Annotated in this window: 13 protein-coding genes; 6 read left to right on the top strand and 7 right to left on the bottom strand. The window is 60.0% G+C overall.

Annotation, left to right across the window (positions count from 1 at the left end; genetic code table 11):
• The first annotated feature begins 144 nt into the window (after positions 1-144).
• Positions 145-1353, top strand: a complete 1209-nt coding sequence (locus ACILSE_RS17490) for a saccharopine dehydrogenase family protein (RefSeq protein WP_395718712.1) — start codon at positions 145-147, stop codon at positions 1351-1353.
• 66 nt (positions 1354-1419) lie between these two features.
• Here ACILSE_RS17490 and ACILSE_RS17485 read toward each other — a convergent pair whose 3' ends face one another.
• The 5 genes from ACILSE_RS17485 to ACILSE_RS17465 all read right to left on the bottom strand — a co-directional run bounded on the left by ACILSE_RS17485 (position 1420) and on the right by ACILSE_RS17465 (position 7614).
• Positions 1420-2244: a cyclic nucleotide-binding domain-containing protein gene (locus tag ACILSE_RS17485; RefSeq protein WP_395718711.1), complete on the bottom strand. Its 825-nt coding sequence runs from the start codon at positions 2242-2244 to the stop codon at positions 1420-1422.
• A gap of 170 nt (positions 2245-2414) precedes the next feature.
• A complete protein-coding gene (locus ACILSE_RS17480; RefSeq protein ID WP_395718710.1) occupies positions 2415-4877 on the bottom strand; it encodes a glycogen/starch/alpha-glucan phosphorylase in 2463 nt (820 codons plus the stop codon).
• Between the two features lie 23 nt (positions 4878-4900).
• Positions 4901-5608, bottom strand: a complete 708-nt coding sequence (gene rsmI, locus ACILSE_RS17475; protein ID WP_395718768.1) for a 16S rRNA (cytidine(1402)-2'-O)-methyltransferase — start codon at positions 5606-5608, stop codon at positions 4901-4903.
• An 86-nt stretch (positions 5609-5694) separates the two neighbouring features.
• Positions 5695-6204 (bottom strand): LPS assembly lipoprotein LptE, encoded by a 510-nt coding sequence (gene lptE / locus ACILSE_RS17470; protein ID WP_395718709.1) that lies wholly within the window; start codon positions 6202-6204, stop codon positions 5695-5697.
• Positions 6205-6267: 63 nt separating this feature from the next.
• On the bottom strand, positions 6268-7614 hold the full coding sequence (locus ACILSE_RS17465; protein WP_395718708.1) for a tetratricopeptide repeat protein: 1347 nt from the start codon (positions 7612-7614) through the stop codon (positions 6268-6270).
• A 38-nt stretch (positions 7615-7652) separates the two neighbouring features.
• Between ACILSE_RS17465 and ACILSE_RS17460 the strand changes: the two genes are divergently transcribed.
• The 5 genes from ACILSE_RS17460 (at position 7653) to ACILSE_RS17440 (ending at position 13415) form a co-directional block, all read left to right on the top strand.
• Complete coding sequence (locus ACILSE_RS17460) at positions 7653-8636, top strand: alpha/beta hydrolase fold domain-containing protein (protein WP_395718707.1); 984 nt, start codon at positions 7653-7655, stop codon at positions 8634-8636.
• A 10-nt stretch (positions 8637-8646) separates the two neighbouring features.
• Positions 8647-9915, top strand: coding sequence for a glutamate-5-semialdehyde dehydrogenase (locus tag ACILSE_RS17455; RefSeq protein WP_395718706.1), 1269 nt, complete (start codon positions 8647-8649; stop codon positions 9913-9915).
• 102 nt (positions 9916-10017) lie between these two features.
• Positions 10018-10497 carry a YpsA SLOG family protein gene (locus ACILSE_RS17450; RefSeq protein WP_395718705.1) on the top strand — a complete coding sequence of 160 codons (480 nt, stop codon included), beginning with the start codon at positions 10018-10020 and terminating at the stop codon, positions 10495-10497.
• A gap of 77 nt (positions 10498-10574) precedes the next feature.
• Positions 10575-11891 (top strand): sodium:proton antiporter, encoded by a 1317-nt coding sequence (locus ACILSE_RS17445; RefSeq protein WP_395718704.1) that lies wholly within the window; start codon positions 10575-10577, stop codon positions 11889-11891.
• 27 nt (positions 11892-11918) lie between these two features.
• Positions 11919-13415: an efflux transporter outer membrane subunit gene (locus tag ACILSE_RS17440; RefSeq protein ID WP_395718703.1), complete on the top strand. Its 1497-nt coding sequence runs from the start codon at positions 11919-11921 to the stop codon at positions 13413-13415.
• Between the two features lie 6 nt (positions 13416-13421).
• Here the strand turns inward: ACILSE_RS17440 and ACILSE_RS17435 are convergent, their stop codons facing one another.
• Both ACILSE_RS17435 and ilvE read right to left on the bottom strand, forming a co-directional pair.
• Complete coding sequence (locus ACILSE_RS17435) at positions 13422-14228, bottom strand: L,D-transpeptidase family protein (RefSeq protein ID WP_395718702.1); 807 nt, start codon at positions 14226-14228, stop codon at positions 13422-13424.
• A 59-nt stretch (positions 14229-14287) separates the two neighbouring features.
• On the bottom strand, positions 14288-15175 hold the full coding sequence (gene ilvE, locus ACILSE_RS17430; protein ID WP_395718701.1) for a branched-chain-amino-acid transaminase: 888 nt from the start codon (positions 15173-15175) through the stop codon (positions 14288-14290).
• Positions 15176-15404 lie beyond the last annotated feature (229 nt).

The raw sequence follows: 15404 nt of genomic DNA, 5'->3' as shown, positions 1-15404 counted from the left end.
TGTTTTCCCAGATGGAACAAACCAAGAGCAGGTCATCCACAAGACATTTCCAACAACGTTCCGTTGCTTGCATTCCGTGAGTGCCTGCTAGACTCGCGGCCCAGACAAGTTTCATATTCATCCTCCTGATTTCGTCATTTCATCATGTCTCATCGAGTACTTATCATCGGAGCCGGCGGCGTCGGCCGCGTCGTCACCCACAAATGCGCCCAGCTTCCCGAGGTCTTCGGTGAGATCATGCTCGCCAGCCGCACGAAGTCGAAGTGCGATGGCATCGCCGCCGAGTTGAAGCGCCCCATTCAGACCGCTGGCGTGGATGCGGACAATGTGCCGGAGCTGGTGAAGCTGCTGAAGAGCTTCAAGCCGGAGGTCGTCATCAATGTGGCGCTGCCTTATCAGGACCTCACCATCATGGACGCCTGCCTGGAGGCCGGCGTGCATTACATCGACACCGCGAACTACGAGCCGCGTGACGTGGCGAAGTTCGAATACCACTGGCAGTGGGCTTATCATGAGAAATTCAAGGCCGCTGGCCTCACCGCGCTGCTCGGCTGCGGCTTTGATCCCGGCGTGACGAATGTGTACACCGCCTACGCCTTGAAGCATCACTTCAGCAAGATCGACACGCTCGACATCCTCGACTGCAACGCAGGCGACCACGGCAAGGCCTTCGCCACCAACTTTAATCCCGAGATCAACCTGCGCGAGGTCACCGCGAACGGTCGCTACTGGGAAAATGGTGCGTGGGTGGAGACGAAGCCCCTCGAGATCAAGCGCAGCTTTCCCTTCCCGGACGGCATCGGCCCGAAGAACATCTACTGCCTCTACCACGAGGAGCTGGAGAGCCTCACCAAGCACATCCCGATGCGCCGCGCTCGTTTCTGGATGACCTTTGGCGATGCTTACATCAAGCACATGGAAGTGCTGGTGAATGTCGGCATGACTGGCATCCATCCGGTGAAGCACAAGGGCGTGGACATCATCCCGATCGAGTTTTTGAAGACGCTGCTGCCGGAACCCGGCACACTCGGTCCGGACACGAAGGGCAAGACCTGCATCGGCAACTGGATCGAAGGCACCGGCAAAGACGGCCAGCCGAAGCGCTACTACGTTTACAACATCTGCGACCACCAGGAGTGCTACAAGGAGACGAATTCACAGGGCGTGAGCTACACCACCGGCGTCCCGGCGATGATCGCCGCCCGCCAGCTTCTCACCAATCCCTCCGAATACCGCCAGCCCGGCGTCTGGAATGTCGAGCAGCTCAATCCCGATCCCTTCATGGCCGACTTGAATGCCTACGGCCTGCCGTGGGTGGAAACGTGGCCGACAGAGAAGATGCCGGGAGAGTGATTTGAGGCCCACAGCCTCCTCTGCCTCGCGCATCCAGCAAAAGGATGCGGGTTCACTTTCAGATGCTCACGAAGACGCGAGTTGAAGAAAAAAATGGTAGTGGCTGTCCTCGCCACCCAGGCGCAGAGAATTCATGCCCGGCCGCAGGGCCGCCTCCTGCATCAGGCATTCGCGACCGATCTGCACACCGTTCACATTTGTGCCGCGCATGGATCCCGCGTCGCGCACCGCCAGCCCCTGCGGCGTGCGCACGATCTCGCAGTGTTCCACGCACAGTTGAAACGGCTCTTTATCCGGAATCGACAACCTCCGCGCCGGCACCGTATCGACCGGCAGTGGAAACGTCAAACGCCCGATGCTGAAGGGCACCTGAGGAATGATCACGTCGATCATCGGAGGCGGCGTGTCAGGGCCGGATATCAGGCGCAGATCCAGCCATTCACTGCGCCCGCTGACCGTGGCCGGCACTGCCTCCAGATAAGCCGCGCGAGTGGCCTGAACTGACGCCCGACTGCCCTGCGCGTCCTGCTTGTGCCACTCAAGCCGAAGCAGGCTGTCGGTGATCCGGATGCGCTGCATCAGCAGTGAAAAGTAGGCGGCGCACCGTTCCGGCTGCGCGAGCAGACGCTCTTCAAAGCTCCGGTCATCGATCCACTCCGCAGTCACCGCACTCAGCGCGCGCGCCGTCGCCGCCCGCGGCTGGTTGCTGATCAAAGCCATGTCCCCCAGGAAATCCCCGGCACCGAAGCGCGCCAGCGGTCTCCTACCCTCCGTCGTCTCCACGCTGACCTCAACCGTGCCGGACAAGATCAACAGCATCCCTTTTCCCGCATCGCCCTGTGAATAAATTACCTCACCTGCTTCAAACAACGTTTCATTGGCATCATTCATAAACTCAGGAAAAAAACCCACAGGCAGTCAAAATGCACTCTGATATCGCTGCAGGGATGCTCCTTCATTCTTCCAGCTTCAATAAAGTGACCAAAGAGCCTCCATCGCAGGCATAGCCTGGGGATCAAGGCTCAAGTTGGTCAAAAGCGACAGCCAGGGCCTGAAGTCAGTCAAACGGCGACTTGCGGCAGCTTCCAGACGTGTTTGGCGTATTCGAGAATGGTGCGGTCGCTGCTGAACTTGCCAACGCGAGCGGTATTGTGGACGGCCATTTTCTGCCATCGCGCTTGATCTCGATAGGCTGTGTCCACCTCAGCCTGGGCAGCGGCGTATTTGTCGTAGTCAGCCATGACGAGGAAAGGATCGCCATGGGCAAGGAGGCTGTCGCGCAAGGGTTTGAACTCGTCCTGGTTGCCGGTGAAGTAATCGGAAGCAAGCCAGTCGAGACTGAGGCGCAGATCTTCGCTGGCCCAATAGTAATCCCATGGGTTGTAGCCTTTGGCATGCAGTTCGGTAACTTCTTCCACCGTGAGACCGAAGATGAAGATGTTTTCAGGGCCGACTTCTTCGAGGATTTCAACGTTCGCACCGTCAAGCGTACCAATGGTGAGCGCTCCGTTCAGGGCGAGCTTCATATTGCCCGTGCCCGAGGCCTCCTTGCCGGCCGTGGAGATCTGCTCCGACAAATCAGCGGCAGGAATGATGCGCTCGGCAAGGGAGACGCCGTAGTTCGGCAGGTAGATGACCTTTAGTTTTCCATCCACACGCGGATCGTGGTTCACCTTGGCGGCAAGAGCATTGATCGCGTGAATGATATTTTTGGCCAGGTAGTAACCTGGCGCCGCCTTGGCGCCGAAGATAAAGACACGCGGCGCCATGTCGATGTTTGGATTCGCGATGATTTTGCGATAGAGGCTGACGATGTGCAGCAGATTGAGGTGCTGGCGCTTGTACTCATGCAAACGCTTGATCTGCACGTCAAAGAGCGCGTCAGGACTGACGCAGACTCCGCAGGTGTCCTGGATGATCTTGGCGAGGTGGACTTTGTGACCGCGTTTGATGACGTGGAATTTCTCACGGAACGACGCGTCATCAGCGAATCGGTCGAGTTCGCGCAGTTTGGAGGAGTCTTTGAGCCAGCCGCTGCCGATGGACTCCGTGATGAGAGCTGAGAGCTGTGGATTGCAGACGTCGAGCCAGCGGCGGAAGGTGACGCCGTTGGTGAGGTTGAGGAAGCGGTCGGGATACAGCTCGAAAAACTCAGGGAAAAGGCGCTCGCATAGAAGGCGTGTGTGCAGAGCGGCGACACCATTGGTGGCATGACCGCCGAGCACGGAGAGATGAGCCATGCGCACGCGTTTGCCGCCACCTTCCTCGATGATGGAAAGCGCGCGCTTCTTCTCCGAATCACCGGGCCAGCGGGCATCGACATCACCCGTGAGGAAGCGGTGGTTGATCTCGTAGATGATCTGCAGATGACGCGGCAGAACGCGTTCAAACAATGCTGTGCTCCACGTCTCCAAGGCTTCAGGAAGCAGCGTGTGGTTGGTATAGGAGAAGGTTTTCTGGCAGATTTCCCATGCCTGGCTCCACTCGATCTTTTCCTCATCGACAAGGATGCGCATGAGTTCGGGAATGGCGACGGCGGGATGCGTGTCGTTGAGCTGGATGGCGGCCTTCGAAGGAAACTCGCTCCACGGCAGGCTGTAGCCGCCCTTGAAGCGACGCACGATGTCGGCGAGCGAGCATGCAACGAAGAAGTACTGCTGCACGAGACGCAGTTCCTTGCCTGACTCAGTGGCGTCGTTCGGGTAGAGCACTTTCGAGACCGTTTCGGCAATGGCTTTCTCACGCAGCGCATCGACATAGCTGCCCTCGTTGAAGACCTGGAAGTTGAAGTCCTCATCCGCCTGAGCTTGCCATAGGCGAAGCACATTTACGGTGCTGCTGTCATAACCAACGATGGGAATGTCCCACGGCAGTCCAAGGAGGCACTTGGTCTCGATCCATTCATGATGCGGCTGGCCGAACTCGTCGAATTTCTGAATGACCTTGCCGTAGAGATGCACAGTCTGGCGATAGGACGGCCGGGCGATCTTCCACGGACTACCGTCGCGCATCCATGCATCAGGGTGCTCAACCTGCTTGCCGTTCACGAACTCCTGACGAAAAAGACCAAACTCGTAGTGGATGCCGTAACCGATGGCGGGAAGGTCCAGCGTGCTTAGCGAGTCCATGAAGCACGCCGCCAGACGACCAAGGCCGCCGTTACCGAGACCCATGTCGGGTTCCTTCTGCAGCAGCACGTCGAGGTCCTTGCCCATTTCGGACAGCGCCTGCTTCGTGGCGTCATAGATCCCGGAATTGCGGAGATTGTTTTCCAGCAGGCGGCCCATGAGGTATTCGAGCGAGAGGTAATGAACGCGGCGCACGCCCTGCGCACGATGCTTCGCACGAGACTGCGTGGCGCGCTCCATCACCCGGTCGCGGACGGCAAGGGAGGTGGCGACAAACCAGTCATTTTCGCTCGCGGTTTCGACATAGGCCCCCAGCGTGAACCGCAGGTGATTGGTGATCGAAAGCTTGAGGCTGTCAGGAGTGTTGAGAACGGCGCAGTTGGCAGGGGTTTCCATGGAGGTAAGTTTAGAGCAGCAGATCACCACACCAGCCATTTAGGCGGATCAGAGGGTGAGATGAGAAGGGTGATTTCACCTTTCGGAGCTTTGGTTTGAAAGTGAGATAGCAGGATGCTTGCCGTGCCGCGGCGGAATTCCTCAAACTTTTTGGTGAGTTCACGCGCGACGACAACACGGCGTTCCGGCGCGGCACCCGCCAGGATGGCCAGCGTGTCCACCAAACGGTAGGGACTCTCGAAAAAGACACTGGTGCAGTCGCGCTGAAGCGCGGCGTCCAGTTCGGTGGTGCGCGCGCCTTTTTTGTGCGGCAGGAAGCCACCAAAGTAAAATGGCGTGGTGGGCAGGCCGGATGCCGCGAGCGCGGTGAGCACGGCACTGGCTCCGGGAATGCCCTCCACATGCAAACCTGCCGCGACCGTGGCACCTACGAGCCGCTGCCCCGGATCAGAGACTGTGGGCATGCCAGCGTCTGAGATTAGCGCCACGCTGCCGCCCTGACGCATATGGTCGAGCAACTGCGGGATGCGGACAGCCTCGTTGTGCTCGTTCAGGCTTATCAGGCGCGAGTGAATGCCATGATGTTTCAGCAGCATGCCAGAATGCCTTGTATCCTCGCAGGCAACGAGGTCGGCGGTCTTCAACGTGTCGATAGCCCTCAGCGTGATGTCACGCATGTTTCCGATGGGCGTGGCAACGAGATGCAAACCAGCTTGCAATCTGCCTGGCACAAATGCCACATCATGCGTCACATCTCCGTCATGAAGTGCTTCCGCTTGTAAATCCTGCTCCGGCGTCATTGGAAAGGACGCGAGAATCACCAACCTTCACAAATCTGGTCTGCAAGATTGTGACCAAGACGCTGGGCGGCATCCTCAAACATCTGCGTTTCTGAAAGCTGCAGGTTGGCATCGAGAATGATTTGTGAATCGGCAACCGCGACACCGTTGTGCAAAACAACTCCAGAAGAAGCATCTTTGATCAGGAAAGCGCTGCTGAGAACTGCCTGAATCTGCGAGGATCTTAGAATGTTATTCCGTTCAGAGCGAAACTGCGTGCGCTGAATGTTTTGGATTTTGCCTTCCAACACGGCCTCAGCCTCGCTTTTGGAGACAATTTGGTAGCCACCATGGTTTTGGAGTTGCTTGATGACTGCATTCGTCACAAGCACTCCGAGACGAGGCTCCAAAGTCAGGTTTTCAAAGGTCGGCACCGCGATCTTGGTGATGTGACGCAGATGCACGGGTTTCTGGCCGCCAAGTGTGTAACCAGTACAGCCGGAAATTAGAAGGCAGAAGGGTGCCAGCAAATGCAGAATCTGTTTCATCCAGAGAAGGGAGCTTGGGAAGTAAGCCGACCAGAATGGCGCGTTGCCATGTCCGCGCAAGAACTATGAGGCAGGCTTCACAGCCGGTGGTGGTGGCACCGGCGGTTTTGCATTTGGTGCGGCGGGGGCCGGAGGTACCATGGGCGCGTTTGGCGCGGGCGGCACAGGAAGCAGGGCTGGCTTCTCGGTTTCGGGCACGGGAGGCAGCAACGAACCCGCACCCGGCATCGCAGCCCCAGGACGAAGTGGCAGCGTGGGTTCCTGAAGCGGAATCGGCATGAATCCGTCGTCCCCCGTACGCATTTTAGGCTTCTGGCTCAGACGAGCAAGTTCGGGAGCCAATGGCCCCACATAATCATCACGGGATTTTAGATTCTGAGCTGTGAGCGCGGTATAGTCCTGACCAGGTCCCTTCCGTGCCTCCGCCACCCCCTCGGGATCTGTGGCCGCGAGTTCGGCGAGAAGTTCACGCGCCTCGGCCGAAACCTCCGGTGATCCGAATTTAAGAGCCTCGTTGAGGTAAATCGCCGCAGCCGAAGTCTTGCCGGTCCTTTTGTAGAACTTTGCCACCGTGAGCGATTGGTTCGCCTCCGCGGTGTTCACCTGACGCAGAATCATCTCCGTTTCCTGCTTGCGCTCACCGTTCGGGTTGGCGGCGATGTAGGTGCGAAGGGCGTCACGCGCCATGTGGATGTTGGAGGAGTCCTCGCTGCGTTGTGCCGCAATGTTGCTGATGGAGCCGATTCGGAACTGCGCTTCCGCAGCCTGTGACGTGCCGGGATAATTTTCCACCACCTTTTGGTATGCCAGGATGGCCTTGTCCTTCTCCTTCATATCCTGCTGGATTTCCGCGATGCTAAACTGGGCAAGAGGAGCAAATTTTCCAAAAGGCGCGTTTTTGATGATCTGCTCGTAAAATTCGATGATGTCCGATGAATTCATCTTCATGGGCAAAAGCAGCAGGCTTGACTGTTTTTTGCCACCCTTCGCTTCTTCCGCGATCTCGTACTGCTGCTCCACAGCCTCATTGAAGCGGGGGCTGTCCTGATAGCCTTTGATAAACTGCTGAAAGGCCTCGAACGCCTCGTCCATCTTGCCTGTGTGGCGAATGATGAGCGCATTCTGAAAAGCCGCCTCTCCTCCGCTCTGAGTGAAGGGATACCGCTTCATGATGGCTTGATAAAGCCCCTGAGCCTTACCGGTTTTGCCTGCATTATGAGCCAGGCGCGCCTCTGAGAGCATCGCTGACGCGGCGCTCTCCTGCTGGGCGCGTTCGTCGGCCATCGGAGCTACTTTCTGCTTCTTGCCGAAAATGAAGTCCAGCAGCGCAAACGAAGGTGTGCTGAGGGAAAAGAAAGACACGGCACATGCCAGGGCAAAAGGCAGGCGGGCTGGGATGGGGGATTTCATCAGTCCGATAGTATGTTCTTGTTAACCATGCGTCAAGGTTGCAACACGCCAGTCTCTTCGATGCCTTGCAGCCCCTTGTTTTGACCATTCTCCCGGTTTATGACGCGAAGGTGCGCCTGTTTCTACTTTTCCTCATCATCTGCCCTGCCCTGGCCTGCTGCCAAGGAGCCCCTCCCGGCTTCAAGATCGTGCGCGAGCTTGATTATGTCGGCACCGGCAACAAGCGCCAGATGCTCGACCTCTACCTGCCCGAGAGCAAAACCAGCAAACCACGACCGCTGGTCGTTTACATCCATGGCGGTGGCTGGGAAAATGGCAGCAAGAACCAGGCGGGCGTGCTCTTAAGTCTAATCAAAGACCGCGATTTCGCCGGTGCCAGCATCAATTACCGCCTCACCGATGAAGCTGTCTGGCCCGCGCAGATTCACGACTGCAAAGCCGCCATTCGTGCTCTCCGCGCCCATGCGGCCGAAAACCAGATCAACCCGGACAAAATTGCCGTCTTCGGCATCTCGGCGGGCGGACATCTCGCCAGCATGCTCGGAGTCACAGGAGGTGTGAAGGAATTGGAGGGTGAGCTCGGCCCCCATCTTTCCCAAAGCAGCCGTGTCACCTGCGTGCTCGACTTCTGCGGCCCATCAAACTTCCTTACCTTTGCCGGCGAGGGCACGATCATCAACGTGGACGATCCCAAGACGGGCCTGTCCAAGCTCATTGGCGGCACGGTCAAACAAAGGCCCGACGTCGCGCGTAACGCCTCGCCCGTAAGCCACATTACCAGCGATGACGCGCCTTTCCTTATCATTCATGGTGATAAGGACAATATCGTTCGCTATGCCCAGGCAACCGAGTTTGAAGCCGCGCTCGAAAAAGCCAAAATCCCCGCCACGCTGATCACCGGAACCGATGGCGGTCACGTTTTCTTCGGCGCCCCGCTTTTCGAGCGCATGAGCGCCTTTCTGGATCGCCATCTCCTCGATAAAGACGTTCAACTCCAAGAAGGAGCCGTTCCCTCCAAGTAATTCCGCATTCATGACCGATTCCGAAATCCAATCCGCCATCCTCGACATGGGCCGCCGCGCCCGCGCAGCCTCCTACGCGCTCGTCAAGCTCACCACCGAGCAGAAAAACGCCATCCTGCATGCGATGGCGGATGAACTCGTCGCCTGTCAGGACGGCATCCTCGCTGCCAACGCGCTCGACTTGTCCCGCGCTCAGCAAAACGGCCTCAGCAAGGCCATGATCGACCGCCTGACGCTCGATCCTAAACGTTTGAAGGCTATCGCCGACGCTGTGCGCGAAGTCGCCGCCCTGCCGGATCCCGTCGGCGAACTGCTGAGCGAATGGACACGCCCCAACGGCCTCCACATCCGCAAAGTCCGTGTCCCCATCGGCGTCATCGGCATCATTTTCGAGTCACGCCCGAACGTCACCACCGACGCCGCCTCCCTCTGCTTCAAAACCGGCAACGCCACCATCCTCCGCGGCGGCTCCGAGGCCATCGACAGCAACCGAGCCCTCGCCGCCGCCTTACAAGCCGGCGGTGAACGCGCCGGACTGCCCGCAGACAGCATCCAGCTCATCCCCTTCACCGACCGCGCCAGCGTCGAGCACATGGCGAAGATGGATCAATACCTCGACCTCATCATTCCCCGCGGCGGCAAAGGCTTGATCGAAAAAGTCGTCGCCACCGCCCGCATGCCCGTCATCAAACACTACGATGGCGTCTGCCACGTCTATGTCCACGCCGACGCCGACCTCGACATGGCCGCGAACATCATCATCAACGCCAAGTGCCAGAAGCCCGGTGTCTGCAATGCCCTCGAAACCATCCTCGTCCACCGCGACGTCGCCGCGTCATTCTACCCGCTCATTGGCAAACGCCTCGCCGAAGCCAAGGTTGAAGTGCGTGGCGATGACACCGCGCTTCACCACCTCGGCGTCCCCGCCAAGGCCGCCACCGAGGAAGATTGGAGTACCGAATACCTCGACCTGATCCTCTCCGCCAAAACGGTGAGCGGGTTGGACGAGGCCATCGCCCACATCAACCGCTACGGCTCCCACCACACTGATAGCATCATCACACGGGACCGTGCCGCCGCCGAGCGCTTCCAGCACGAGATCGACAGTGCCGTTGTCCTCCACAATGCCAGCACGCGCTTCAACGACGGCGGTGAATTCGGCTTTGGCGCCGAGATCGGCATCTCCACCGACAAACTCCACGCCCGCGGCCCCATGGGCCTTGCCGAGTTGTGCAGCTACAAGTATCTTGTTGATGGAAGCGGCCAGGTGCGCGGCTGAGTTCGCAAAATCCCGCCGATCCGACCGTGGTCAAAAGCAAAGTAACCCGCTGCGACTTCGTGCTTGCCGCGTAGGCCGTTCTGCTTTCTTCTGCTGCTGAACATGGCCTTCAAACTTGTCATCATCTCCGGCGCGCAGACGGGCGTCGAACGCGCCGCCTTGGACTGGACGCTCAAACATGAAATCCCGCACGGCGGCTGGTGTGTCCAGGGCCTGCTTGCTTCCACCGAGGCGCCGGACGCGCGCTACAAGCTCAAGGAAGGTACTTCGGAGGATGTGCTGGAGGCCATCAGTTCGAATGTCCGCGACGCGGAGGCGACCTTGGTCTTCACCCAGGCAGCCAAGGCCGTCGGCACGGCGCAAAAAGCCGTCGCTCAGGCCAAAAAACAGAAAAAGCCCGTTCTGCACGTCCATCGCGGCATCCTTGGCGTCTCGGAGAAGATCGTCGCTTTTCTCGACAAGCACTACATCCGCCGCCTGCACGTCACCGGCTCATGCGAGGCCGACGAGGCAGGATTGGGGGCGTGGGCGGCATCCGAGTTGGAAAAGGCCAAGTCCATCCTGGACCGGCGTCCCGATTAAGGCGTTCGAGCACGGAATCATCACGGAGCAAAGCGCAAATTGACAAGCGAAGCGCGCGCCGCCCTTTGTCAGCCTGCATGCTGATCCTCGCCTCCGCCACCTCCCATGCCGCGCTTCCGCCTGCCGGAATGATCGCGCCGTTCGTCCTCCTGCTGCTGTGCATCGCGCTCATGCCGCTTTTCGCGGCGCATTTTTGGGAGCACCATTATCCGAAGGTCGCCGTCGGCCTCGGCCTGGTCACGGCCGCCTATTATGCCTTCGTGCAGAAGGACTGGCACCCGCTGCATCATGCCGCGCATGAATATATCAGCTTCATGGCCCTGGTCGGCTCGCTTTTCGTCATCTCCGGCGGCATCAACATCCGTGTGAAGGGCGAGGCCACGCCGCTGGTGAACACGCTCTTCCTTCTCATCGGCGCGGTGCTGGCGAACCTCGTCGGCACCACCGGCGCGTCGATGCTGATGATCCGCCCGTGGATCAAGATGAACAAATACCGCATCACCGGCCTCCACATTGTCTTCTTCATCTTCATCATCAGCAATGTCGGCGGCGCGTTGACCCCGGTCGGAGATCCTCCGCTCTTCCTCGGCTTTCTGCGCGGCGTGCCCTTCTGGTGGGTGCTGCAGCACTGCTGGCAGGCCTGGGCGCTCGCCGTGGCGCTGCTACTGGCCGTTTTTTATGTGATGGACAGCATGAATTTTCGCCGGGCGCCGAAGGAAATTCGCGAACTCGAAACCGCGCACGAAACCTGGTTCTTCCGCGGCCTCCTGAACCTCGTCTGGCTCGGTGTCGTTCTCGGCTCCGTTTTCCTGCCGAAAAGCGTGCAGGAAACCACCCTTCTCGGCATCTTCTCCGTGCCCGCGCTCATCATGTTTGGAGCCGCTGCGGCCTCGTATTTCACCACGCGGCCGGAAGTCCATGAGTCGAACGATTTCAATTTCGGCCCGGTGAAGGAGGTCGGTTTTCTCTTCGTCGGCATCTTCCTCACCATGATCCCCGCGTTGCAGATCCTGCAAAGCGGCGAGGCCGTGAAGATCGACACGCCGCTGCAATACTACTTCAGCACTGGCGCTCTCTCCGCCTTCCTCGACAACGCGCCCACCTACCTTTCCTTCCTCGCCGCCGCGATGGGCCGTGAGCATTTGTCCGTCGATTCCAGCGCCGACGTGCTCTCTTTCGCAGGCGCGCACGCGCCGCATCTCATCGCCATCTCGCTCGGCGCGGTGTTCTTCGGCGCTGGCAGCTACATCGGCAACGGGCCGAATTTCATGGTCAAAGCCATCGCCGACAAGGCCAGGGTCCACGCGCCGTCCTTCCTCGCCTACATGTATCTTTTCTCCATCCCGATCCTGCTGCCGGTGCTTGTCATCGTCGGCTGGATCATGGTGAAGTGATGAAAAATGACGAAACCAGAAGCCAGAATGACGAACGAAGTCCGCAACCCGAAATCCGCAGCACCGACGCGTTTCGTCATTCGATCTTCGTCATTGCTTCGCGATTCGTCATTCTGGTTTCGTCATTTTTCGGCCGCCACGCTCTGCCTCACCGCCGCGAACTGCGCCTTCTTCCCGCCGCTGGGGACCAAACGTCTCAAAAATGACCTCGCCGAGCTCCATGGCAAGGCACCGTCGAAATGGGCCGCGCTTCCGGGCATTTCCCCCACCGCCGCCACCGGCTGGCTGGATGATTTTGGCAGCGCCAAGCTCAAGGCGCTCGTCCAGCAGGCCATCAGCGGCAATCCAAGCCTCAAAGCCGCGGCAGCACGAGTGGATCAAGCGCGGGCGCAGACCATGCAGGCAGGCTCCAGTCTCTTTCCCACGCTGACTTCGACCGGCTCCGGCAACCGCACCCAAAGTCCCGGTGACCAGCGTTTTCCGGGAAACGAGGCTATCGCCAACCGCTTCACGGGCAACTGGCTCAACATGAGCTGGGAAATCGACTTCTGGGGCCGTGTGGCCGATTCACGTCGTGCCGCCAAAGCGGGTTCTGAAGCCGCCGAGGAAGACTGGCACGCGGCTCGTCTCTCCCTCGCCGCCAGCACCGTCCAAACCGCCGTCACCTTGGCCGAGGCGGAAACCTTGCTCGCGCTCGCGGAAAGCAACGTCGCTACGCGCAAAGTCCAGCTCGGTATTCTCGAGCGGCAGCTCGACCGGGGCATTGACCCAGACCGCGCCGCGCTCGATGTCAGCCTCAGCCGCGCCGACCTTGCCCGCGCCGAGGCCACCGTGCAGCAACGCCGTGCCACGGCGGACGAGACGCGGCGCACGCTGGAGACCTTGCTCGGTGGCTATCCAGCCGGTTCCGAATCAGGATTGGGCTCGTTGCCCTCGCTCCGGCGCGGGATTCCGGCGGGACTTCCCTCGGAAATGCTGCTGCGCCGGCCCGATCTCCGCGCTGCGGAACGCAGGCTCGCCGCCGCGCTCGCCAGCGAGAGCGCGGCGAAAAAGGCCATGCTCCCGAGCCTACGTCTCACAGGTTCCGCAGGCCGCACAACGCAGCAGATCGAACAACTCATCCGTCCCGAGTCCGCCATTTGGGTTATTGGAACCCAGGTGGGACAGACCTTGTTTCAAGGCGGCCAGTTGAAGGCCGGGGTGGACCTCCAACGCGGCCGCTACAAGGAAATCCTGCAAACCTACGCCAGCAGCACGCTGACCGCCTTTCGCGAGGTCGAAACAGCGCTCGCAGCCGAGCAGTTTCTCCTCCGGCAGCAGTCCGCGCTCGAACGCGCCGCCGAGGAGGCCGAGCGTGCTGAAAAGCTCGCCCTCGGCCAGTATGAGAAAGGTCTGAGCGAGGTGCTGACGCTGCTCGACGCGCGCCAGCGCGCTTTCGATGCCCGCAGCACGCTGACCAACGTCAAAGCCCAGCGCCTGCGCAACCGCGCCGCGCTCCATCTCGCGCTCGGCGGTGAATTTTAAGCCCTCTCACTGGAGGTAATATGTTTCGCCAGCCTTCGGCTTGCTGAACCAGCTCCTGCGGGGCAGACGGGCGCGCACGGTCCCGTTCTCATCCCGCTCAAACTCCACGATGGCGCGTCTGACCTCCTCTTTGGGCGACTTCTTTTTCTCCGCCACCTTGGAGTTGTCCGCGATCTCGATGGGGCCGGTCGGCACAGCCTCGGGATCGTCGTGACTGAGCGGGATGGCCTCCTCGTTGTCCGCTAGCGAACCGTGCCCGATGACCTCCACCGGCGTGCCATGCGGCGTCTCGCGGAAAAAGATGGCCGCCATCTTCGTCGGCAGGCGGATGCAGCCGTGCGAGGCGGGATAGCCCGGCAGGTAGCCCTCATGCATGCCGATGCCGCCGACGATGCGCATGAAGTAGCGCATGTTCGCGCCGATAAATTTCGCGCCCGGCGGCCGCGGGTCGGTGCGCGTGTCCACGTCCGACACCACCGTCTCGCCCGCTTCGTTCACATAGGCGCCAAACAACGATGAGCGATGGTCGATGTCCTTCTCGATCACGCTGAATTTGCCATTCAGCGTCCCGTTGCCCTCGCGTCCCGAGGAGATCGGCGAAACACCGACCAACTCGCGGCCCTTGAAATACTTCAGCCGCTGCTCGCTGAGGTCGATCACGATGCGTGGCTTGCCCTGCACGCCGTCCCCCTTCCACCAGGACCGATTGTCCGGCGGGGCGGCCTGCGCTGTTTTCTTGCTCGAAGCGCAACTGCTGGCCAGGACCGCGAGGAGCGCGGCCAGGCATGCGACGATGACCCGTGGTGAAAACATGCTGCGCTTAGGCTGCAACGTCCGTGCAAGAATTCCAGAGGGAAATTCGCGGGGAAACCTCACGCATACGGCACCGGGGTGCCTGTGCTGTTGGCGAGCTTTTTGAAGCGCTGGATCAGGTCGTTCGTGATCTTGCCCGGTTTCCCGTCGCCGATGGGGCGGCGGTCATACTGCACGGCGGCGATGACCTCGGCGGCGGTGCCGGTCAGGAAGCATTCGTCGGCGGTGTAGATGTCGAAGCGTGTCATGACGGACTCGGTGCATGGGATGCCCATTTCACCGAGCAGTTCGATCACCGCGCGGCGCGTGATGCCGTCGAGCGCGCCGGAGGAGATCGGCGGCGTGGTGACCTTGCCGTTCTTCACGATGAAGACGTTGTCGCCGGTGCACTCGGAGACATAGCCTTGGTCGTTGAGCATGATGCCTTCGTCACAGCCGGCCTGCAGGCACTCGATCTTCGCCATGATGTTGTTCAGGTAGTTCAGGCTCTTCACCTGCGGGCTGAGCGCGGCGGAGTTCGGACGACGCGTGCCGCAGGTGATGAGGTTCAGCCCCTTCTCATAACGTTCCGCCGGATACAGGGCGATTGTGCTGGCGATAATGATGACGCTGGCCTTCGGGCACTGGTAAGGATTCAGGCCGAGCGAGCCGACGCCACGGGTGATGACGAGGCGGATGTAGCCGTCGCGCAGCTTGTTCGCGGCCACGGTTTCCAGTGTGGCCTTCTCCATTTCCTCAAACGTGATCGGAATGGTAAGGCAGATCGCCTTCGCGCAGTCGTAGAGCCGGTTCAGATGCTCCGTCAGGCGGAACACGCGGCCGTTGTAGATGCGGATGCCCTCAAACACCCCGTCGCCATAAAGCAGGCCGTGGTCGAAGACAGAGATCTTCGCCTCGGATTCAGGAACGAGCTTGCCGTCGAGGTAGATGAGGAGGTTTGCGGACATGGGCCGCGTAGAAACCACAGCCGGGAGGCTTTTGCAAGCGCTGGCAATGTGCTTGCGCCCTGGAGTTTCGCGCCCACTGTGGCGGCCCTCAATCCGAACCCACACGACCATGGCCGACATCACCACCAGCGCAGCAGACAAGAAGGAAAAGGAATACTTCACCGACATCCCGCAGGCCGCCCCCGGCTTCTTCCTCAAAGGCAGCCACCAGTATGACTGGGGCCTCAAG

Origin of the sequence: Prosthecobacter sp., assembly GCF_044236155.1 — a bacterium.
GTDB lineage: Bacteria > Verrucomicrobiota > Verrucomicrobiia > Verrucomicrobiales > Verrucomicrobiaceae > Prosthecobacter.
The sequence above is the reverse complement of the archived record's forward strand: the minus strand, read 5'-3'. Positions and strand labels throughout refer to the sequence as shown.

Bases quoted from the DNA above. Each gene is read 5' to 3' on its own strand.
- ACILSE_RS17490 (WP_395718712.1), top strand. From the start codon at position 145: ATGTCTCATCGAGTACTTATCATCGGAGCCGGCGGCGTCGGCCGCGTC.
- ACILSE_RS17485 (WP_395718711.1), bottom strand. From the start codon at position 2,244: ATGAATGATGCCAATGAAACGTTGTTTGAAGCAGGTGAGGTAATTTAT.
- ACILSE_RS17480 (WP_395718710.1), bottom strand. From the start codon at position 4,877: ATGGAAACCCCTGCCAACTGCGCCGTTCTCAACACTCCTGACAGCCTC.
- lptE (WP_395718709.1), bottom strand. From the start codon at position 6,204: ATGAAACAGATTCTGCATTTGCTGGCACCCTTCTGCCTTCTAATTTCC.
- ACILSE_RS17465 (WP_395718708.1), bottom strand. From the start codon at position 7,614: ATGAAATCCCCCATCCCAGCCCGCCTGCCTTTTGCCCTGGCATGTGCC.
- ACILSE_RS17455 (WP_395718706.1), top strand. From the start codon at position 8,647: ATGACCGATTCCGAAATCCAATCCGCCATCCTCGACATGGGCCGCCGC.
- ACILSE_RS17450 (WP_395718705.1), top strand. From the start codon at position 10,018: ATGGCCTTCAAACTTGTCATCATCTCCGGCGCGCAGACGGGCGTCGAA.
- ACILSE_RS17445 (WP_395718704.1), top strand. From the start codon at position 10,575: ATGCTGATCCTCGCCTCCGCCACCTCCCATGCCGCGCTTCCGCCTGCC.
- ACILSE_RS17440 (WP_395718703.1), top strand. From the start codon at position 11,919: ATGACGAACGAAGTCCGCAACCCGAAATCCGCAGCACCGACGCGTTTC.
- ACILSE_RS17435 (WP_395718702.1), bottom strand. From the start codon at position 14,228: ATGTTTTCACCACGGGTCATCGTCGCATGCCTGGCCGCGCTCCTCGCG.
- ilvE (WP_395718701.1), bottom strand. From the start codon at position 15,175: ATGTCCGCAAACCTCCTCATCTACCTCGACGGCAAGCTCGTTCCTGAA.